The 20,749-nt window shown below is 59.0% G+C and carries 18 protein-coding genes; 5 read left to right on the top strand and 13 right to left on the bottom strand.

Going from position 1 to position 20,749, the window contains the following annotated elements; translation table 11 throughout:
• Nucleotides 1-393: 393 nt before the first annotated feature.
• The 9 genes from KW840_RS12615 to KW840_RS12575 all read right to left on the bottom strand — a co-directional run bounded on the left by KW840_RS12615 (nt 394) and on the right by KW840_RS12575 (nt 9,735).
• Nucleotides 394-1,413 carry an XdhC family protein gene (locus KW840_RS12615; protein ID WP_218495306.1) on the bottom strand — a complete coding sequence of 340 codons (1,020 nt, stop codon included), beginning with the start codon at nt 1,411-1,413 and terminating at the stop codon, nt 394-396.
• Between the two features lie 15 nt (nt 1,414-1,428).
• A complete protein-coding gene (locus KW840_RS12610; RefSeq protein WP_218495305.1) occupies nt 1,429-2,775 on the bottom strand; it encodes a cytochrome c in 1,347 nt (448 codons plus the stop codon).
• 15 nt (nt 2,776-2,790) lie between these two features.
• The gene (locus tag KW840_RS12605; protein ID WP_218495304.1) at nt 2,791-5,037 is read right to left on the bottom strand and encodes a molybdopterin cofactor-binding domain-containing protein; all 2,247 of its coding nucleotides are present in this window, start codon (nt 5,035-5,037) and stop codon (nt 2,791-2,793) included.
• On the bottom strand, nt 5,037-5,519 hold the full coding sequence (locus KW840_RS12600; protein ID WP_218495303.1) for a (2Fe-2S)-binding protein: 483 nt from the start codon (nt 5,517-5,519) through the stop codon (nt 5,037-5,039). The genes KW840_RS12605 and KW840_RS12600 overlap by 1 nt, the downstream gene beginning before the upstream one ends.
• Before the next feature lie 163 nt (nt 5,520-5,682).
• Nucleotides 5,683-6,447, bottom strand: coding sequence for a carboxymuconolactone decarboxylase family protein (locus KW840_RS12595; protein ID WP_218495302.1), 765 nt, complete (start codon nt 6,445-6,447; stop codon nt 5,683-5,685).
• Nucleotides 6,425-6,922 (bottom strand): cupin domain-containing protein, encoded by a 498-nt coding sequence (locus KW840_RS12590; protein WP_218495301.1) that lies wholly within the window; start codon nt 6,920-6,922, stop codon nt 6,425-6,427. Before KW840_RS12590 ends, KW840_RS12595 begins: the two co-directional genes overlap by 23 nt.
• 77 nt (nt 6,923-6,999) lie before the next feature.
• Nucleotides 7,000-7,473, bottom strand: coding sequence for a cyclophilin-like fold protein (locus tag KW840_RS12585; RefSeq protein ID WP_256353263.1), 474 nt, complete (start codon nt 7,471-7,473; stop codon nt 7,000-7,002).
• 25 nt (nt 7,474-7,498) lie between these two features.
• Nucleotides 7,499-8,629, bottom strand: coding sequence for an MFS transporter (locus KW840_RS12580; protein WP_218495538.1), 1,131 nt, complete (start codon nt 8,627-8,629; stop codon nt 7,499-7,501).
• A gap of 77 nt (nt 8,630-8,706) precedes the next feature.
• Nucleotides 8,707-9,735 carry an alpha/beta hydrolase gene (locus KW840_RS12575; RefSeq protein ID WP_218495300.1) on the bottom strand — a complete coding sequence of 343 codons (1,029 nt, stop codon included), beginning with the start codon at nt 9,733-9,735 and terminating at the stop codon, nt 8,707-8,709.
• A 199-nt stretch (nt 9,736-9,934) separates the two neighbouring features.
• Here KW840_RS12575 and KW840_RS12570 point away from each other — a divergent pair, with 199 nt between their 5' ends.
• Nucleotides 9,935-10,864 carry a LysR family transcriptional regulator gene (locus KW840_RS12570; protein ID WP_218495536.1) on the top strand — a complete coding sequence of 310 codons (930 nt, stop codon included), beginning with the start codon at nt 9,935-9,937 and terminating at the stop codon, nt 10,862-10,864.
• A gap of 940 nt (nt 10,865-11,804) precedes the next feature.
• Here KW840_RS12570 and KW840_RS12565 read toward each other — a convergent pair.
• On the bottom strand, nt 11,805-12,548 hold the full coding sequence (locus tag KW840_RS12565; RefSeq protein WP_218495299.1) for a hypothetical protein: 744 nt from the start codon (nt 12,546-12,548) through the stop codon (nt 11,805-11,807).
• 795 nt (nt 12,549-13,343) lie between these two features.
• Between KW840_RS12565 and KW840_RS12560 the strand changes: the two genes are divergently transcribed.
• The 3 genes from KW840_RS12560 (at nt 13,344) to KW840_RS12550 (ending at nt 16,627) form a co-directional block, all read left to right on the top strand.
• Nucleotides 13,344-14,216, top strand: a complete 873-nt coding sequence (locus KW840_RS12560) for a TauD/TfdA family dioxygenase (RefSeq protein WP_218495534.1) — start codon at nt 13,344-13,346, stop codon at nt 14,214-14,216.
• A gap of 106 nt (nt 14,217-14,322) precedes the next feature.
• The gene (locus KW840_RS12555; protein ID WP_218495298.1) at nt 14,323-14,802 is read left to right on the top strand and encodes a 2,4'-dihydroxyacetophenone dioxygenase family protein; all 480 of its coding nucleotides are present in this window, start codon (nt 14,323-14,325) and stop codon (nt 14,800-14,802) included.
• 181 nt (nt 14,803-14,983) lie between these two features.
• Nucleotides 14,984-16,627: a 3-(methylthio)propionyl-CoA ligase gene (locus KW840_RS12550; protein WP_218495297.1), complete on the top strand. Its 1,644-nt coding sequence runs from the start codon at nt 14,984-14,986 to the stop codon at nt 16,625-16,627.
• 106 nt (nt 16,628-16,733) lie between these two features.
• On the opposite strand, the gene KW840_RS12545 is transcribed toward KW840_RS12550, so the two are convergent.
• Nucleotides 16,734-17,807: an alpha/beta fold hydrolase gene (locus KW840_RS12545; RefSeq protein ID WP_218495296.1), complete on the bottom strand. Its 1,074-nt coding sequence runs from the start codon at nt 17,805-17,807 to the stop codon at nt 16,734-16,736.
• Between the two features lie 360 nt (nt 17,808-18,167).
• Here KW840_RS12545 and KW840_RS12540 point away from each other — a divergent pair, with 360 nt between their 5' ends.
• Entirely contained in the window at nt 18,168-19,211 is a 1,044-nt protein-coding gene (locus KW840_RS12540) for an AraC family transcriptional regulator (RefSeq protein WP_218495295.1), read from the top strand.
• 312 nt (nt 19,212-19,523) lie between these two features.
• Here KW840_RS12540 and KW840_RS12535 read toward each other — a convergent pair whose 3' ends face one another.
• Complete coding sequence (locus KW840_RS12535; protein ID WP_154863189.1) at nt 19,524-20,534, bottom strand: YeiH family protein; 1,011 nt, start codon at nt 20,532-20,534, stop codon at nt 19,524-19,526.
• The gene (locus tag KW840_RS12530; protein ID WP_191628031.1) at nt 20,531-20,698 is read right to left on the bottom strand and encodes a hypothetical protein; all 168 of its coding nucleotides are present in this window, start codon (nt 20,696-20,698) and stop codon (nt 20,531-20,533) included. The genes KW840_RS12535 and KW840_RS12530 overlap by 4 nt, the downstream gene beginning before the upstream one ends.
• Nucleotides 20,699-20,749 lie beyond the last annotated feature (51 nt).

Genomic DNA, 20,749 nt, shown 5'->3' with positions numbered 1-20,749 from the left:
ATCCGTATCTTCAGGGGGTCGACAGCGAAGCAATAGTTCGCCAGTCATACTAAGTGAGTCGAACCACGTTTGCAGCCGACCTCCGGCCCAACGATGCTCTGTTTAATGCCTGATACAGCTTGCTCAGCAAGGCCACGCAAGCAGTCGGGTGGTTTGCCGCCTGAATGACCGCTTTCTGCCGATCACGACTGGCTGAAGTCGGCCAATAGCGGCCATTAATTATCTGTGGAAGCAGCCATGCACAACTGACTGATTCGGTGAGCGGTCACCGGTGGATACAACCACTTGCCTCCATTTCAGGCCTTGTACTGAAAACAGATTTCGCTCGCTGGTTAGTGTGGGGACGCTCGATGCGCTGCACCCAAGCGACAAGTCGCATTCAACGTAACGGGCTTATGTACATATCTCCATCTCTCTGATTTCCTTGGCCTGGGAAATAGAGAGTTCGTTTGGGAGCGCTACTGCGTTTTTAGCGGCTAGCACTTCGGCCATCACACTGACGGCGATCTCCGGCGGCGTCTTGCTACCGATGTATATGCCGATCGGTCCATGCAGACGTTCCAGCGATTGCTCGGTCTCACCAAAATGCTCGATCAAACGATTCCGTCGGTTCTGGCTGTTGCGTCGCGAACCGATGGCGCCGATGTAGAAGGCTGGTCCTTGCAGGGCCTCCAGTAATGCCAGGTCGTCAAGCTTTGGATCATGACTGAGGGCGATGATGCAGGTGCGTAAGTCGGGAGCAAAGGCTCTGACCACGTCGTCTGGCATGTTCTGGATTCGAGTTACGCCCTGAACATTCCACATCTCTAGGTATTGAGGCCGGGGATCGCAGATGGTCACCTGAAAGCCATTGAACTGGGCCATCACGGCAACGTACTCTGCCAACGCCCCTGCGCCGATCAGCAGCATGCGATAGCCCGGCCCCAGTGTGTTGCTCATGTGTAGACCATCAAAAGTGAACTGATCGGGCGTCGCTGTGCTGTGCAGATTTACCTGTCCAGTCCGAAGATCAAGTTGGCGCCGCACCAGTTGGCCCGCGTCGAGAAGAGCCAGCAGTTGCTCAAGGGTCTCGACGGCGGGCATGAATTCCAGAATCAATTCGAGCGTGCCTCCGCAAGGCAGGCCGAAACGGTGCGCCTCGTCGGCGCTCACGCCGTAGCGAACCACCTCGGGCAACCGCTCCGGTAAGCCTGCTGCGCCGTAAGCGGTGGTGTATTGGTGGATGAGGTCGTCTTCGATGCAGCCGCCGGAGACGCTACCCACTACACGCCCATCGTTGCGCAGCGCCATCATCGAGCCCACCGGCCGTGGTGATGAGCCCCAGGTTCGCGCCACGCTTACCAGCAGCACGCGGTCGCCCGCAGCAAGCCAATCGCGGGAGGTGCGCAGTACTAGCAGATCAATGCTTTCCATCAGGCCTCCGGAGGCTCAGCGCATGTGCAAGACAATTGGCGTGGGGCTGGCCGGGTCTGTATGCGCGCGCAGTCGGGAGACCGCCTGCGCATCAACCTCGCCACCCCGATTGCCCCAGGTCGCGCGGACAAAAGACAACACCTGCGCAATCTCTACGTCCGAGAGTTGTTCGCGAAAGGCAGGCATCCGGTAAGCATCTGGAACCCCGGCGGTGACCACCCGCATCGATCCGTTGAGGCTGATATTGATGGCTGAGTCAGGTGCCGCCGTCAGTGCCGAAGTCGCCCCGGCAAGCGGCGGCATCCACGGCGCCTGTCCCTTCCCATCCTGACCATGACAGGAAGCGCAGCGCGTCTCGTAGATGTGTCCCCCTGTGCTGGCGAATGCCGAAGCAGCTGCCGCCTCGTATTGCCATGGCGCGCCGTCGCGCTTTGGATCACCCGGCAAAGACTTAAGGTAGTGAGCGATAGCTGCGAGGTCGGCGTCGGTCAAGAATTGCGTGGAGTTGTTGAACGCCTCGGTCATCGAACCAAACACCACCGCATGCTCGTTGCGCCCGGTTTTCAGGAACTGCGCGATATCCGCTTCGCTCCAGCGCCCCAGCCCCGTGCTGGGGTCGTTGCGCAAGCTGGGGGCGTACCAGCCATCCAGCAGGGCACCGGCCAGGAACTGGCCGCCGGCATCACTCAACGCTTTTTCATTGAAAGCCGGGCCGCGTGGCGTATGGCAACTGCCACAGTGGCCTGCGCCCTGGACCAAGTACGCGCCGCGATTCCACTTGGCGTCTCTGGCGGGTTGTTCAATAAAGATTGCAATATCGGTGAACAGGCCATTCCACAATGCGATGGGCCAGCGCATGTTCAGCGGCCAGGGAATTTCGCTCGGTGTATTGGGTTTTGCGGCCGGGCTGACGCCCTGCATGAAGAAGGCATACAAGGCCCGCACATCATCGTCTGTCAGCTTGGCGTACGAGGGGTAAGGCATCGCGGGGTAAAGCCGGCGCCCCTCAGGGGCAACGCCGTGGCGAACTGCACGGTCGAAGTCAGCCAGGCTGTAGTGACCGATACCTGCCGCGCGGTCGGGGGTAATGTTGGTCGCGTAGATGGTACCCAGTGGCGTAGCCATCGCCAGGCCTCCGGCGAATGGGGGGCCATCCGGCAAGCTGTGGCAGGCCACGCAGTCGCTTGACCGGGCCACATACTCGCCGCGCTGCACCAGTGCCGCGTCGCCTGCTGCAACGCTGCCTGCGGCGTCGAGCGCCGACGCCGGCACCCGGGTGCCATACCAAACCAGCAGTACCAACGCGACGAGACCGAACAATGCCAGTGTGCCGGCAGCTTTTGCGTAATGCCGTTTGCTCATGGACACATCTTCCCGTCAGGCTGGTTGGCTAAAGGTGTAGTTGGAGAATGGCATGCTGCGAAGGCGCTGGCCGGTAAGCCTGGCCACGGCATTGGCCACTGCCGGCGCCACGGCCGGCAGCGGTGGCTCACCGATGCCGCCCATCTTGGCGCCGCTCTCAATCACTTTGACGTGCACCCGTGCCATGCGGGCGGGCGGCAAGATCGGGTAGAGATCGTAGTTACGCGCGCGCGGTTTACCGTCGACGTACACCGCTTCTTCAACCAACGCCTGGGACAAGCCTAGGGCCACCGCGCTATTGACCTGTGCTTCGACAATGGCGGGGTTAACGATGCTACCGGGGTCTATCGCCTGCCAAATGTCGTGAACCTTGACTTGGCCATTTTCAATCGACACCTCGGCGACCACTGCCGTCTCCGTACCAAAGGGCGAGGCCATGGCCACACCCCGCGCGCGTCGTGAACCATCTTCAGCGGTGAACGGCCCACGCATCCAGCCACCGGACATTTCAGCGACGGACTGCAGCAGATGGGTCAACCGCGCGTTGCCTTGCAACAAGTGCAGACGAAGCTCAAAGGGGTCATGGCCACCCTTGTCGGCCAGCTCGTCCAGAAACGCCTCGTAAAAGAAGTCATTGAGCGAATTGCCCACCGAGCGCCAGTAGCCAAGCATGACAGGGCCCTTGACGTATATCTGGGCAATGCGCCGGTTGGGAATCACGTACGCCTTGTCGGTCAAGCCTTCAACGGCCGAAGGGTCGAGCTTTGCACCTTGCTTGCCGGCAAGACCCTCGGTTGGCCCCTCGGTGGCGCTCACCGCCTCGAGTGCGACGGGCCAGCCCTTGTCATCAAGCGCGGCGCGAAACTTAACTACGGCCATGGGACGCAGCACGTCGCGCAGGAACTCTTCCTCTCGGCTCCAAATCAGCTTGATCGGGCGCCCGACTGCCTTCGCCAATTCGATGGCCTGCGGGTAGGGGTTGGCGGTGTCGTACAGGAAGTGCCGCCCGAAAAAACCGCCGAGCAACGGCGTATGCAGCGTGATCTTAGAAGGAGCCAGCCCGGTACGTTTCACGATGTCCGCCAGGAAAAAGTCCTGCGCCTGGTTGGGTAACCAGATTTCCAGCGAACCATCGGAATGAAAGTGGGCCAATGCTGAAGGGGGTTCGAGCTGCGCGTGATTGACGTACTGGTTGTGGTAGGTGGCTTCAACGTGCGTAGTCGCCTGTGCCAACGTGCCGGAGAAGTCGCCTTCCACCTCGGCATCACGCCCCGGCCCTGGCTCATTGGCCAGACGCTCACGGAACGCCACCGTGGAGAAGTCGGCGGGCATCACCCGCAAAGGCGAATCGGCAGCGGGCTCCTGCCATTGCACCTGGATGGCTTCGACGGCACGCTTGGCGTGCCACCAGCGCTCGGCGACAACCGCCACGGCGCCGGGCAAACGATGCACCGAGTGCACCCCTTTCATTGCCTTAACTTGCGCTTCGTTGTGCAGCTCGCCCACTGTCATGCCCAGGCGCGGCGCATGTTGCACGGCAGCGTGGAGCATGCCGTTTACCTGCATATCGATGGTGTACAGCGCTTTGCCGGTGGACTTGTCGTAGCTGTCCAGACGGCGCACTGGCTTGCCGATCCAGCGAAACTGGCTGGGGTCACGCAGCGTAATGCTCTCGACAGCGGGCACTGCCAGGTCTAAAGCAAGGCTGGCCAGCTCGCCGTAGCTCAGCGAGCGTCCCGAAGCCACATGCAAAACGTGGCCAGGCTCGGTGGTCAGCTCAGCCACAGGCACATTTAGACGTGCGCTTGCGGCCTGCAGCAACATCGCGCGGGCCAGAGCACCCAGCCGGCGCATGGTAGGGTAACTCATGCGCACCGACATACTGCCACCGGTTATGCGCAGGCCATTTTCCATCACCACATAGGCTTCGCCGGGCGGCGCGCTTTCGACCACAAAGGTCGATGGATCGGCATCCAGTTCCTCGCCAACTATTTGTGCCATGGCGGTATAGGTGCCCTGGCCGCCCTCAATAAAGGGGCATAGCAAGCGGATGGTGTTATCTGGGCGGATCTCAAGAAAAGCGCTCACTTGGGTGCCTGCCGCTTGGCGCTCGGCCGCCATCGCCTGCATACGTGCAGAACCGAGCGGCACACCAAAACCGAGCACCAAGGCACCAACCGCAGTGCCTGCAGAGGCCACTAGAAAGCGACGGCGCGATAGATTGATCGGCTCACCAAGAGCGGTATCAACATGCGTACTCATCAGACCTTCTCCTCGGTTGGCGCCGCAGCGGTTGCAACGTCGGTTGCCAGCTCGTGGACGGCAGCATTGATGGCGTTGTAGGTGCCGCAGCGACACAGATTGACCATCGCCGCCGCGATCTGCACATCGTTGGGCTTTGGGTTGCGCTTGAGCAAGGCGGTCGCGGCCATAACCTGGCCAGACTGGCAATAGCCGCACTGGGCGACCTGATGCTCAACCCACGCAGCGACCACACGCTTTCCGACATCGTCGGCTTCTATCGCCTCGATCGTGGTTACCTCTCGGCCCAACACCCCGGCTACCGGAATAACGCACGAGCGCACAACATTGCCGTCCACGAGCACCGAGCACGCGCCACATTGCGCTAGACCGCAGCCATACTTGGTACCGGTCAGCCCTAGGTCATCGCGGATAACCCATAGCAGCGGCGTATCCGCCTCGGCATCGACCTGGTAGGTTTTTTGGTTTATTCGCAGTTCCATGGCTCACCTGTTTTAACGAGGATTAGTCTTTTAGATGGAGGCATACGGATGGTGGTCTCAGTGCCTTAGAAACTTAGCATTCGCCCGCTGATTCAGAATCCACGGATTTCGATAGCCGTTATTAGCTGAACTCATCAACATCCCGTTGCCATCGGTGGCCTAGTCAGCCCCTGATTTTTTCCAAGGTCACAACAATGCGCTCAGCCGCCTCTTGGTCACCGTGGCGTTTGAGGTCGCTAGCCACTTGGTTCAACTGCTGCGCCGTAAGGCCAACATTCATGCTGATCTTCAGGTGCGACTCCAACTGCGACGCTAACCCTGGCATCGCGGCAAGTGCCCCAACAGTGGCCAGTTCACGAGCAGCCCAATCGAGATTGTCTCGAGCGAAGATATCGCCGAATAGGTGAACCTTCAGAAACTGGTCAATCGCAGGAGCGAACTCAAACAACGGTCCTGAGACCGGTGCACCTACCAGACGGGTTTGATTGTCGGTGCCCAGGTCGAGCAAAGCGTGCCCCGACGGCACGGGGCCTGGTTCGCGTCCCGGCTCGTCTTGAACTCCGCGTGCTTCGCGCTCTTGCAAGACGCTCATCAGCAGCGACAGTGCATTGAGGCTGCGCGGGAACCCGGCGTACGCATAGAGCTGAACCAAGATTTCCCTGCTCTCACTAATCGTCAGACCGGCATCAAGACCGCGATTGAGCGCATCGCGCAAACGGGGCATATCGCCGGTCGCCATGCTGGCGCCGATAGGGGCGACAGCCAGTTGTTTTGCAGTCAGGGTTTGCTCAGTCACCGTCTGCGTCTCCGAATTGTGTGTGGTACTGGCACTCGATACGTGAGCACCTAAAACACTGGCCAGCACTACCAGGCCGGCCAACGACCCCAAGCGGACATAGCGGTATTTACTTGGTTGGGTACTGTTCATCGCTGACCTTCTCCATCCAACGGACGTTGTTGCCGTTCTTCATGCCAGTGATAGCCATGTGCGTCATGGCCGTCGATGGCGCGGCGCCATGCCAGTGCTTTACCCCAGGCGGGCAAAACACCACATCACCGGGACGTAATTCCTGCACCGCCTTTCCCCATTCCTGAGTACGTCCGACTCCCGCTGTCACGACAAGATATTGTCCGGCAGGATGCGTGTGCCAGGCCGAACGAGCGCCAGGCTCAAAGGTGACGTAGAGCGTTGAGGTGTTGAGCTCGTCCGTTGCAGTCGTCAATGGGTCGATCCGCACGTGACCAGTGAAATAATCGGCAGGCCCTGTTATCGAAGCCTGCTCACCCGCACGTGTGATTTTCTGGCTGGCAGGGCTCAGCTCGGCCGCGAAGGCTGGTCCAATGCAGGTAGCGGTGAGCAGCGCCAATGCGGCCAGGGTTGAATTAGTGTGCTTGGACGGCATAAGAAGCTCCTGTATCAACGTGCAAGTGGGTTGTGCGCATCACGTGACATTACTGGGTGGGCGGAAAATGACTGAAACTAGTCCGCTGAAAACGTCACCCGAACATCATCCCGACCCAGAGCCTGCGAGAGGCCCGCTGGGTTGTCGATGCGACCGAGACGGGTATAGCTGTAAGACGAGCTGAAGGTTTTATAAAAGATCACCAACGTGTCGGGGCCGTACAGGAGGAAATCGCCGTTGTGGATTGTTCCAGGTCGATAGGTTTGAGTGGGTAACGGTCGCTGCAAGGTGACGTGCTTTTCGTTGTCGTTCAGATCGCTCATGTCCAGGCTGAGCGGCAAACGGGCGGCAAGCTCCCGAGTGGTCGGGTTGTCCTCAAGGGTAATGGCGAAGCGCTGTTGGCCTATGGTCATCCACATCGTGTAGTTCTCCATGCCTGTTGACGGGCCGGCGATATCTGTCGCGGCTGCGAGGGGCAATGCCGATAGGGCAAATGGCATCAAGGCTGCGAACCAGAGGCCCCTCCATCCAGGGGAATGATCGATAAACATGGCCTTGCTCCTTGGAATAGGAGGTTCACAGGGGTGGCGGCACCGGCGAACGAGAGGTTAGAAAGGTCAACAAGGCGGCGAGCGTCAACATCGCGGCGCTTGCGATGAAGGTGCTCTGGTATCCGAGAGCGTCAAACAGTACACCGCCGACGGTGGAGCCCACGGCAATAGCCAATTGGACAATCGCCACCATCAGGCCGCCGCCCGCCTCGGCGTGATCCGGCAAGGCGTGCGCAATCCAGCTCCACCAGCCCACGGGCGCTGCCGTCGCAATAAAGCCCCATAGGCCGAGCAATACCGCTGCCGCGATAACCCAAGTGCCCGCAGGAATCAGCGCTACCGCAATAACCGCCATCAACAGCGAGATGGTACTTAAGGTGCCGTACAGGCTGCGCTTGAGCACTGATCCGATCAGCACTGTTCCACAAAAGCCAGCGACGCCTATCACCAATAGCAGCAGAGAGAGAATCGGCACGTTGACCTGAGTGACTGTTTCTAGAAACGGGCGCAGGTAGGTGAACAGCGTAAATTGGCCCATAAAAAACAAGCCGGCGGCCGCCATGCCCAGCGCCACCTTGCGATTTGTCAGTAATGTGAAAACATTGCCAGCACCCCGCGAACGCTTCTGCGCGGCCATGCTAGGTAGGCTTATCCACTGCCAAACCAGCGCAATTAACGCCACCGGCACCAAGCACAAGAACGCACCACGCCAACCCACAACTGAGCCCAAATAACTGCCCAATGGCGCTGCCACCACAGTCGCCAGGGCGTTGCCACCGTTGAAAACAGCCAGCGCTCTGGGCACCTGTGCGGCAGGCACAAGGCGCATCGCAGTGGCCGCCGACATAGACCAAAATCCGCCAATCACGACGCCGATCAGGGCTCGCCCAGCCATGTAGATCAGGTAGTTCGGGGCAAGCGCCACAATGGCGCCCGATACGGCCATCAAACCGGTTAGGGCCAGCAGCAGGGTCTTTCTGTTCAGGGCGCCGGCGATCCAACTGATCGACAGGCTGGCCAACACCGCAAACGCACCAGAGATGGCAAGCCCCTGGCCCGCCAAGCCCTGGCTGACCTGCAGGTCGTTTGCCAATGGTGTCAGCAGACTGACAGGCATGAACTCCGAGGCGATCAGCGCGAATACGCATAGCGTCATTGCATAAACGCCTCCCCAATGACCGGTACGCGTACCTGTCTCACTCAAGGTGGTGGCGTGCAGATGGATTTCAGCGGTCACTTCAGGTGGTCCTGAAAGAACTGGGTCAGCTTGGCGAAAGGAATCAGGGCAACACGGTCGTAAAGATCGACATGGCCTGCGTTGGGCACAATGACCAGCTCTTTAGGTTCCCCTGCCAGGCGGAACGCCTCTTCGCTGAACTCGCGAGAGTGGGCGTTTTCACCTGCAATAAACAACATCGGACGCGGCGAAATGCTCTCGATATCTACGAATGGGTAGAAATTCATGAACTTGGCATTACTGCTCAGCGTCGGGCGGGTGGTCTGTTGCGGCGTGGAGCTGGCCGGGGTGAATTCACCACGCGGGGTGCGGTAGAAGTCAAAGAACTCGCGCTGAATAGGGTGAGTGTCGGCATTGAGTTCCTGCACCGTGCCGCCGGTGTATTCGATCTTGCCCCCCGTAAACTCCACATAACGCTGCTCGGCCGCCGCCGCGATGACTTGCTTGCGCTGTTCAAGGGTTTGCGAATGCTTGAGCCCGTTGCGGTTGGCGGCGCCCATGTCATACATGCTGACAGTGGCAATGGCTTTCATGCGCGGGTCGATCTTGGCTGCACTGATTACAAAGCTGCCGCTGCCACAGATCCCCAGCACGCCAATGCGCTGACGGTCGATAAAGGGTCGCGTGCCTAGGTAGTCCACGGCGGCACTGAAGTCTTCGGCGTACATGTCTGGCAGTACCGCGTTACGCGGCAGGCCTTCACTTTCGCCCCAGAACGACAAATCCAGCGCCAGGGTAACGAAGCCCTGTTCCGCCAGTTTTTGCGCATACAGGTTGGAGCTTTGCTCCTTTACCGCGCCCATGGGGTGGCCAACGATAATGGCCGGGCTGCGGGTGGCGCTGTCCAGCCCTTTGGGGACGAATAGATTGCCCACGACATTGAGCTGGTACTGATTTTTGAAGCTGACCTTTTGCACGGTCACCTTGTCACTTTTAAAGAAATTATCTGCACCGTTGGACATGTCGGCTCCTAAAGCTGTGAATGAACTGATTAGAAGCCCAAGCATTACGAGAAGTCTTTTCATGGGGCGTCCTTTTGAGGGAAAGCTAAAGGCGACGCAGGCAGTTAGCGCGAGGCTCGCCCTTCTTCATGCCGAGAGGCTGGGATGCCGGTTAGTGTTACGCAATAAGGAGATTTTGATTAGCTAATGAATGCTTAATGCGGATATAACCATGCCTAATCAATCAATCAATCAATCAATCAATCAATCGAGCATGCTCGCTATGGCCAAACCCAATTTCAACGATCTGCTGGCATTCGTAACCGTGGCGCGGATGGGCAGCTTTACCCGCGCGGCGGTACAGCTTGGGGTGACGCAATCGGCAGTGAGTCAGGTGGTTTCCGCACTGGAAGCGCGTCTGAAAATTCGCTTGCTTACCCGCACCACCCGCAGCGTATCGCTGACGGCGGCGGGCGAGCGATTGCTGGAAGCGGTGGCCCGTCGCTTCGATGAGATCGAGGCCGAAGTGGAAGCTTTGACCGAGCTGCGCGATAAGCCGGCCGGGACGGTACGCATTACCTGCGGCGACAACATCATCAAGACAACCCTGCTACCCAAGTTGGTGCCGTTGCTACAGATGTACCCGGATATCAAGCTGGAATTCGATATCAACTATGGCTTTCGCGATATCGTCGCCGACCGCTTCGATGCCGGCGTGCGCTTCAGCGACACGGTGGCGCAAGACATGATCGCCGTGCCCATTGGCCCGCCGATACGAATGGCCGTAGTTGCTGCGCCAGGCTATTTCGCGAAAAACCCCGCCCCGGAACACCCTCGCGATCTAGCAGCACACCGCTGTATCGATATCCGTTTTCCCACCTATGACGGCGTGGATGCATGGGAATTCGAACGCCTGGGCAAGAAGCTTAAGGTACGTGTAGACGGCCAGTTGGTATTCAACTCCACCACCCATATCGCCGATGCTGCGGTGAGTGGGCTGGGCATCGCCTATCTGCCCGAGGACGAGTTTGCCCCGCATCTAACCGAAGGGCGGCTTGTTCGGGTACTGGAGGACTGGTGTGAACCCTTCGGCGGCTTTCATCTGTACTACCCCAGTCGCCGACAACCCTCCCAGGCGTTTTCGCTGGTCGTTGATGCGTTGCGGGTTGATCGTTTGCCGCCGACCGGTGATCCGCGCGAGACGGACGGCTAACCGCTCTCACTGGTGCGATTACGCGCGGAAACGCTCCAGTGCCCGCAAGGACACATGCAATCAAAGCGACCTGATTGCGCATCCAACCAACGCGAGCTCTTGGCGAGCAATACCCTAGGGATAGGAGAGACTAGAGGCAAGCTGAGTGTCTGGTATGGGTCGATTCTGTTGAAAAAGTCGACCCGCTCTGGCTAGCCATGCATCGAGCGGTGAAAGCGCCTTTTTTTGCACGCTGCTACGTCAAATCCGAGTCCTGGACCTTCTGCGCAAAACACAGATTTCAATCTCAGACGCGCACTTTTCTGCAGTGGAAACCGAAGCCGACTTTTTCAACAGAATCGGTCGGTTTCAGACGGTCGTGATAGGCAGAGAGCGGCCAGTAGCGGACGTTTATCTATCTCGTGAGCGGTGGCCCTTGCGGCAAGAGCTTGGCCCCAGCGCCTCAGGTTCTGCACCGTTGAGCTAGAACAGGATTTAGCCCCTAGCTTTGGCTGTTTCTTTCGAGCGCTTATCTAGAGCGCTCCTCCATGCCGCTAACCTCTCGATATCCGCCTCCAATTCGTCAGGTTCTGGTATGGGAAGCCTTCCAACGTGCGTTGCCGCGTCATGCTCGAACTTGGAGCTCTTGGATATCGATATGGCTAGCCTGAGTCGTTGCGATGTACAGGCCAGCTAAACCCATAGGGGGCGGGGCTTGCAGTGAGCGACTAAACAACAACCAACCACCGAAAAAAGGTCATATATACCGAAGACGCGGGGCCCGAATTACCCCCTAGCCCCACCCCTTCGGGAGGACCCATTGATATCTTTTCCTGTGTGCAGCCCGCTCCTATCGGTTGGCGCATGCAACTGGATCGCAGGCAGGTATTGGGTATAGTCGTTGTGCCATCCTCCCATGGGATTGATACAGACAACGTCTACAAGACTTTCCGTTTCTGGTCTACGCGGGTGAAGGTGTGGACACGGAGGGCAAGGTGTCCAGCGCGGGCATCTCGGTACTCTCCTCCGGTGCTCCCTGACTAGGCTCTTCCAAGTCGTAGGCGGCCATGTCCAGATAACGTTTTACGCAACCCTTCTCATATGTAGCGCTGTGAATGCCGTCCAAAACCATCCAGTAAATGAACAGCGCGACTATGCCCAGCATCAAAAATACCCAACCCTTACCCAACGTAAAGAATGTCGTGGTTTTGATGAGCTCGGTGCAAATGGCGATCATAAAAGCAATGAGTGAGGCAAAGCCCAGATTCTGCGACAGCGCCGGCCTTGTCGGTTTGACGGTCAGGTCCGCATATTCCGATAACTCCCGAATCTTCGCGACCGTATAGCCCTCATCGCGCAGCTGCTCCAGGAAGAAGGCATAACAAAGAATATTTTCCTTTCCCAGCGAGGATTGACGGTCGATAGAGTGTTCCGCGAACTGTCGCGGATAAACAGTGCGAAGTGCTTTGATGCGAGTGAAATAGAGCGCTAGCGCCCAAGGAAAAAGGGCTATGTAGGCGTAGGGAATCAGCGTCGGGCTCTTGATGCCAAAGCCCGCGAACACAACGAGCAGTATCGTTGAAGCTGCGGTCGTCCACATGGACCATAACCTGCGAGCATTTTCGCGCTTGAATAATAGTTTGTTGGGTTGTTTGCGACTGCGTTTGTAGAGGACCTTGAGGTCAGCCCATTCCATGAGTTTCATGACTAATCCGTATCTTCAGGGGGTCGACAGCGAAGCAATAGTTCGCCAGTCATACTAAGTGAGTCGAACCACGTTTGCAGCCGACCTCCGGCCCAACGATGCTCTGTTTAATGCTTGATACAGCTTGCTCAGCAAGGCCACGCAAGCAGTCGGGTGGTTTGCCGCCTGAATGACCGCTTTCTGCCGATCGCGACTGGCTGAAGTCGGCCAGAAGCTGACGTTCGATTTTTTTGGGAACCTCAAAGTCCTTTGATGAAAACACCAAATCTCGCAGTGGTTCCGCGGCCAGTTTGACCAATCACTTTCGGATTGAGCCTTTTACAACTGGAGAACAAGGCAGCCCCCAGGGCCTCTCGCATAAAAGCGAGGCCCGGCGACCGCTCACGTGCTTTTTAGTGCTCCTGATCAGCCATATTGCGTGGATTTTCGACGCCCTCGATGCTCCTGACGATATGCACTCCTCCGCCCATCTCTAGAAACACCGTCCCAGCAGGCAAAACTGCGCCGGAGCGTGGACATTAATCAGCTTAGCCCGTGGTCCCGACGCGTCGTCCCAATATGCTAAGAAACTGTCCCGCCGCGCCCATAGTCTCGTACCCGAGATATCTACTATAGGACCAGTACCTCTGCCATCAGCGGGGGCCTGTTACCTATACCGGATGCACATCTTGCGCATCGCCGTACAAGCACGGATTGGAGACAACAATGACAAAAATCGCCGACATCCAAAACACCCCTTCACCAGCATCGCCCTCGGCACCGGCCATCATCCGGTCGTCGGTGCGCCAGCATTCGATCAAGGTAGAGCTTTGCACACCCGCCATCGGCGCCGAGCTCAGCAACGTCAGCCTTGTCGACGCTGCCCAGGACCCCGAATTGATCGCACAAATCCGGGAGCTGTGGCTCAAGCACAAAGTGTTGTTCTTTCGCGACCAGAACATCACTCCAATGGAGCAACAGCACTTCGCCGCGCAATTCAGCGAACTGGAAGCCCATCCCTTGGCGCCGAGCCATCCTGAGGCGGACAAGCTGCTGATGCTGTACCGCAATCTCGATCCGAGCAAGCCCAAGAGCTACGTGGAAAAGGCTAGTCGCGAAAACCTCTGGCATGCCGATGTCACCTACAAGCAGGCGCCGCCCCGGGGCGCGGTATTGCGCTGTGAACTGGGTCCGGAGACCGGCGGCGATACTCTGTTTTCCAACATGGTGATGGCCTACGAAAAGCTGCCCGAAAGCATCAAGCAACGGATCGATGGCTTGTATGCCAAGCACGGTGCCGAGCAGACCTTTGGCGCCCAGTTGCCACGCGAAGAACGTCACGCGATGGCCCTGAAGACCCCCGGCGCCGAGCATCCGGTGGTGCTTGTGCATCCCGAGACCGGCGAGAAGGTGCTGTTCGTCAATTCCGCATTCACCACCCATTTCTCGAACTTCTTCAACTTCGAGGACATCCGCTACGGCCAGGACTTCATGCCCGAGGCTCATCACCTGATGAACTACCTGATGTCTCAGGCCGCGATTCCGGAATACCAGGTACGCCTGAAGTGGCGAACCAATACGGTTGCCATGTGGGACAACCTGCAAGTCCAGCACTACGCCGTGGCTGACTACGGCAATGCGCCACGGAAGATGCTGCGCGCGACCCTGGCGGGAACCCCGCTGACCTGACCCTGACTGCCTGACAGACAGCCCGGGCACCCGACCATCCGTGATGGTCGGACCATCCCGGCCGCCGAAAAATTCCCGATCAAAACAACAATCAACGGAGATACCTATGCTCTACGAACACGTCGACACCGCAGTCATCGATGGCGAATCCCTGCCCTGGATTCCGTTTACCCCTTATGCCGATAACGTCCTGCTCAAGTACTTCAAGCTCGACCCGATCCGTGGCGAATGGATCGTCATGATGAAGGCGCCGATCGACATGCAGCTGCCCAAGCACCACCACACGGGCACGGTGATGGTCTACACCTTCGAAGGCCAGTGGAAATACAAGGAGCATGACTGGGTGGCCGGCCCGGGCAGCATTGTCTACGAGACGGCCGGGTCGACTCACACCCCGGAAGTCGTCAGTACCGGCAATGGCGACGGCTATGTGCTGACCCTGGTCCAGGTCAATGGCGATCTCGCGTTTGTCGATGACAACGACAACATCGTCGCGCTGGAAAACTGGAAGTCCGGGCTCAAGCGTTATCTCGCCTATTGCGAGCAGCATGACATCGCACCGAAAGACCTCACGGCATTCAACTGACCTGCATTTCATGGAAATCCCGGCATCCCCGGTTTTAAGGGGGAGCCGGGGCAGTTGCCAGATCGCAAAAATCCAGGGGAGGGAAACAGGCTGTGTCGGTTCGCGGTCTTGACGCGGAATCTGACAGGGGCCTGGCCGCCTGCTCGCTCCCCGATCACAAACATAAGAACGGAGCGATGCCATGAATGGCCTAATGATGCAAAAGCAGCTATTGATCTCCTCGCTCATTGAGCATGCCGACCGCCATCATGGCGATACGCAGATCGTGTCTCGCAGGGTGGAGGGCGATATCCACCGCTACACCTTCCGTGACTGCCACCGTCGCGCGCGCCAGATGGCCAGCGCGCTGACCAGCCTGGGTGTCCAACCCGCCGACCGGGTCGGCACGCTGGCCTGGAATGGCTATCGTCACCTGGAGTTGTACTACGGCGTGTCCGGCATGGGTGCCATTGTGCATACCATCAACCCTCGCCTGCATGAAGACCAGGTGGCTTACATCGCTAATCATGCCGAAGACCAGTACATCTTCTTCGACATGACCTTCCTGCCGCTGATCAAGCTCATCGCTGGCCGCTGCCCAACGGTCAAGGCGTTCATCGCCATGACCGATCACCTGCCGACAGACACCGGTATCGACAACCTGCTGTGCTATGAAGATCTGCTGCAACAGGGCGCCTGCGATTACGTCTGGCCGGATCTCGACGAGGATGCCGCCTGCACGCTCTGCTACACCTCCGGCACCACGGGCAACCCGAAAGGCGTGATGTACAGTCATCGATCTTCGCTGCTGCACACCTATGCCGCCGCGCTGCCGGATGCCCTGAACTGTTCGGCGCGCGACGTCATCCTGCCGGTTGTGCCCATGTTCCATGTCAACGCCTGGGGGCTCCCGTACATCGCGTGCATGGTCGGGGCCAAGCTGGTATTTCCCGGCCCTGCGCTGGACGGCAAATCGCTGTTCGAACTGCTCGAAGCGGAGCAGGTGACCCTCTCTGCTGGCGTACCCACGGTCTGGCAAGGGCTGCTGGGGCATCTGGAGCAAACCGGCGAGCCTTTCTCCAGCATGAAACGCACCATCATTGGCGGTGCAGCCTGTCCCACGGCAATGCTGCACAAGTTTCAGGAGACCTACGGCGTGGCGGTGTTGCACGTCTGGGGGATGACGGAATTGAGCCCGATCGGCACCATTGGCACCCTCAAGGCCAAGCACTTTGGCATGTCCCCGGAAGAGCGTAATGCCGTGCAGTCCAAACAAGGCCGCGCAGTGTTTGGTGTCGACATGAAGATCGTCGGCGCGGACGGCCTGGAACTGCCTTGGGACGGCGCGACCTCGGGTGACCTGATGGTGCGCGGCCCCTGGGTGGTACGCGACTATTTCAGAAATGAAAGCGACTGTTCGCCGCTGCTCGAACACGCCGGCCAGACCTGGTTCCCCACCGGCGATGTGGCAACCATCGATGGCGATGGCTTCATGCAGATCACCGATCGCAGCAAGGATGTGATCAAGTCGGGTGGCGAGTGGATCGGCTCGATCGATCTGGAGAACATTGCCCTGAGCCATCCCTCAGTCGCCCAGGCGGCCTGCATCGCCGCGAAACACGCGAAGTGGGATGAACGGCCCTTGCTGATCATCGTCAGGAAAGCGCAGGCAGCCCTGACCCGGGAAGATCTGCTGGCCTTTTATGATGGCAAGATTGCCAAGTGGTGGACGCCGGATGATGTGGTCTTCGTCGACACGATTCCACTGGGTGCTACGGGCAAGGTGTTGAAGAACCGTCTGCGCGAGCAGTTCGGCGATCATCTGCTGGTCAAGGCTGCCAGCTGAGTAACAAGGAAAAAATCCAGCCCTGTCCATGTGCAAAGGCAGGGCGGACGTTACGGCAGATGCCGGTAGCGTTCGCCCTGCCTTTGCATTACCGCTATCAGGGGGTTTAGCCAGCCGCTGGCTCAGAGGTCGGGTCGCCGGACATCAACTGCTCGAGAAACTCCAGCAGCAATTCGTTGACCTGAGCCGGGCTTTCCTCTGCGGCGCTATGGCCTACACCGGGTAGCAGCACCTTTTTGCGCAGAGCGGGCAGGTAGGCTTCCATCTGGTCGTAGAGGCTGCGGATTTCCACCGGCTCCAGGGAAGGGTCGGCAGCACCACCGATGAACAGGCTTGGCTGGCTGACCTTCGCTCCGTCGAGAAACGCGGTGATTTCCCAGTTGCGGTCGCGACAGCGGTAGTAATTCAGGGCACCGGTAAACCCCGTGCGCGTGTACTCGGCGACGTAGTAGTCGAGCGACCGCGGGCTCAGCCAGGACGGGAACGCTCCCTTCGGCTCGGTAAAGGCGTTGAGAATCGGCTCACCGGCCTCGACAAACAGACGCCAGCGTTCGGCTCCGACGGCGCTGCCGGAGATCGAGTAGAAGACGCTGCTCAAGGTCTTGCGCGGATCAGCGGCCAGCTCGCGATCCGGCTTGGTGAGCTGCTGGAAATACAGGTGGTGGTAGACCCGGCCTTTCGCTATGGCCTGCAAGCCCACGGTTGGCTTGACCTTGCCCCGCGGCGGTACCGGGGTATTGAGCATCACCAGGCCACTGAACAGATCCGGGCGCAACATGGCGGCCGCCTGGGCCACCCAGGCGCCCAGGTCGTGGCCGATGATCACCGCAGAGGTTTCGCCCAGGGCCGCCATCAAACCCACCATGTCGCCGACGGACTGGCTCATGTCATAGGCTTCGATGGCGTCGGGGCGGTCCGATTGCCCGAACCCGCGTTGATCGGGCACCACAACCCGATAGCCGGCCTCGGCCAATGCCACGATCTGGCGCCGCCACATGTACCAGAAGTAGGGGAAGCCGTGCAGCAGGATGACGAGCGGGCCCTGGCCCTCGTCGATGTAGTGCATGCGGATGCCGTTGACGTCGGCAAAGCAGTGGTTGAATGCACCAGGATCGTCGGCATCCACCTGCGCCATTGCAGCGAGCGGCTGACCGATACGCATTGAAGTGCGCGTATCCATTATCTACCTCCATCTTATTAGTTGTGGGCTTGAAGGTAGCTCTGAGAGGGTGCCCCGCACTGAGCTTGACAGGACACAATCTTGTGAAATTGGGACAGCGCGAAAGACTATAGAGCTGCTTCTGCCGCGGCCATTCTTGGCTCGCCGGTAGTGTCCCAATATGCAAAGAAATTATCCCGCCATGCCCATAACGCCGCGCTCGTGCTCCCTACAATGGGACCGCGCTTCCTGCTCTGCAATACGCCAGACCAAGGTTGAAGATCGCTAGCGCTATCAGTACTTCCAGAAGCGCCGTCTTCTCGCTCAATACATTTTCGATGAAAAAAGAAACGCCGCCATCGGCCGAGGGAGATCCTATACATGCCCAAGCTTGTTCGCGCCGCCGTCTTGACCAAATACCTGGAAGTCACCCAGGACCTGGGATTCAACCCGCGTGACGTGCTGGCAGTTGCCGGCCTGAACAAGGCTCAGCTGCAAGCCCCTGAATACCGCATTCCCATCGATGCCGCCGTACGTCTGCTGGAAGATTCGGCCGCCGCCAGCGATTGCCAGACCTTCGGCCTGCGCATGGCCGAGTCACGCCAGCTTTCGGACCTCGGTGTAGTCAGCCTGCTGCTCAGCCAACAGCGCACCCTGCGCGACGCCTTGCAGGTGATGGAGCGCTACCGTCATCTGATGAACGATTCCCTGGGAGTCTTCGTTGAAGAGGCCGGCAGGATGGTGATCATTCGTGCAGTGATGGTCACCGAGACACTGCTGCCCAATCGCCAAGCCACGGAGCTGGTCATTGGCGTGCTGTTCCGCTTGTGCTCGACACTGCTCGGCTCGAAGTGGCGCCCCTACAGCGTCAACTTCATGCACCAGCCGCCAGACAGCCTGCACTTACATCAGCGCCTGTTCGGCTGCAATCTGGAATTCGGCAGCGAGTTCGACGGCATCGTTTGCTCCGAAGCCAGTCTCGATATGATCAATCCCAATGCCGACCCGTCCATGGCCCGTTATGCCCAAGACTACATCGATTCCTTGCAGGGCGATGAAAGCACCTCGATGCTGTTCGAGGTGCGCAAGGCCATCTACCTGTTGTTGCCCATGGGGCGCGCCACCCTAGAGCAGATCGCCCTGTCACAGGGCATGAACGTGCGCACCTTTCAACGCCGTCTGCAGGACGACGGCTGTGCCTTCAACGACCTGATCAATGACGTGCGCCGCGACCTGGCGCTGCGTTATCTGGAGAACCCGAACAACTCGATGAGCCGCATCGCCGACATGTTCGGCTTCTCCATGGCCAGCTCCTTTACCCGCTGGTTCATCAACCAGTTTGGCATGCCACCGGCGGCGTGGCGCAGCGCGCAGAAACAGTCCGGTCTCTGCGCAGAGAGTGCCGCAGCCCCTAAATCCTTCTGAGTACAAGGCAAAAAATAGGGTTTTCACGCAATCTCGGGAAACTCAGAAACAACAGCGCCGATTTGACTGATGATGTTCGTGCGAGCAAACACATCTGACAAATCGGCGTTCTTGTGCGTGATATGAGTATTGCGAATTCTTTTTCAAGTAGATCAAGTGCATCTTTCCCAACATTCGTGACGAACCAAAAAAACGGCGACTGCTGGTACAGTCGCCGCAAAAAACCGATGTTTGTGACACCGGTGGTGAGCTTCACTGTAACGAGGAGCCAGCCCAGTGAAGCCCTGCCATAAACCTGTGTGAAGCCTGTTTTCAGAGACCCCAGTGCAGCAACAACAGCACCAGCACGACCAGGAACACCGTCTCACCGACCATCAGCAGGATCGGTTTGATCCCGACCGCCGCCAGCTCCTTGAGTCGGGTCTTCATGCCCAAGGCACTGATGGAAATCACCAGGCACCAGCGCGACAACTCATTGACCCCGCCTTGCACCGCCGGAGCGATCCAGCCGGTGCTGTTGATGCAGGCGAGAATCAGAAAGCCGACGGCGAACCATGGCAGCAGCGGCGGACGCTTGCCGGTCGGGTCGGCGCCCTGCATGCGGGTGATCATCGCCGCGGTGACGATCACCGGCAGCAACATGGCGACGCGCATCAGCTTGACCACCGTGGCCGTGTCGCCGGTCTCGGTCGACATGCTGTAGCCGGCGCCGACCACTTGGGCCACGTCGTGGATCGTGGCACCGAGGAACACACCCGCCACCTGCGGTGACAACTCCAGCCAGTTGGCGATCATCGGGTAGATGATCATCGCCAGCGTCGACAGCGCCGACACGCCGATCACCGTGAACAGGGTCGCGCGCTCTTTCTGCGGATGGTTCGGTAGCGCCGCTGCTAATGCCAGGGCCGCCGAGGCGCCGCAGATGGCCGTGGCACCACCGGTGAGCATGCCAAACAGCCGCGAGAAACCCAGAAACTTCGCGGCGATCACTGAGACAGCAATGGTCCCCACCACCAGGATCACCACCAGCACCATCGGCTTCCAGCCCAGCGCCGCCATTTGCTCCAGGGTGATGCGCATGCCCAGCAGCGCCACGCCAATGCGCAGTACCGTGCGGGCGGTGAACTCGACGCCGACTTTGCAGGGACCGTCGTCGGCAAGAAAATTCAAGGCCATGCCCAGCAACAAGGCGAACAACATGACCGGTGCGCCGTAGTGCTCGGACAAAAACGACGCGGCGGCGGCCACGATCAGGCTGACGATAAAGCCCGGTGCCAATTCGCGTGTGCGACTGTGGATACGGGTGAGAGCAATGGCGCTCATGGCGCGGACTCCTCGGAAAAGGTAGCAATGAACGCCTGGCCGTCGATGATCTCGGCTGGGTAGTTATTGATTTTGAGTTGGGTGGAAGTGGGCAGATAGCCGCCCTTGGTATGGCCCCCGGCCGGCGGGATATTGCCAGCAGGCACAGGAATGGGTCGGCGCATGCCGGTTATGCTCGCGATCACTTCCGCGCAGCGCTTCGATCATGGAGGCCA

This window comes from Pseudomonas sp. PDM30, assembly GCF_019218985.1.
Lineage (GTDB): Bacteria > Pseudomonadota > Gammaproteobacteria > Pseudomonadales > Pseudomonadaceae > Aquipseudomonas > Aquipseudomonas jessenii.
Note: the sequence above shows the minus strand (reverse complement) of the source record. Positions and strands in the feature narration are given on the sequence as shown.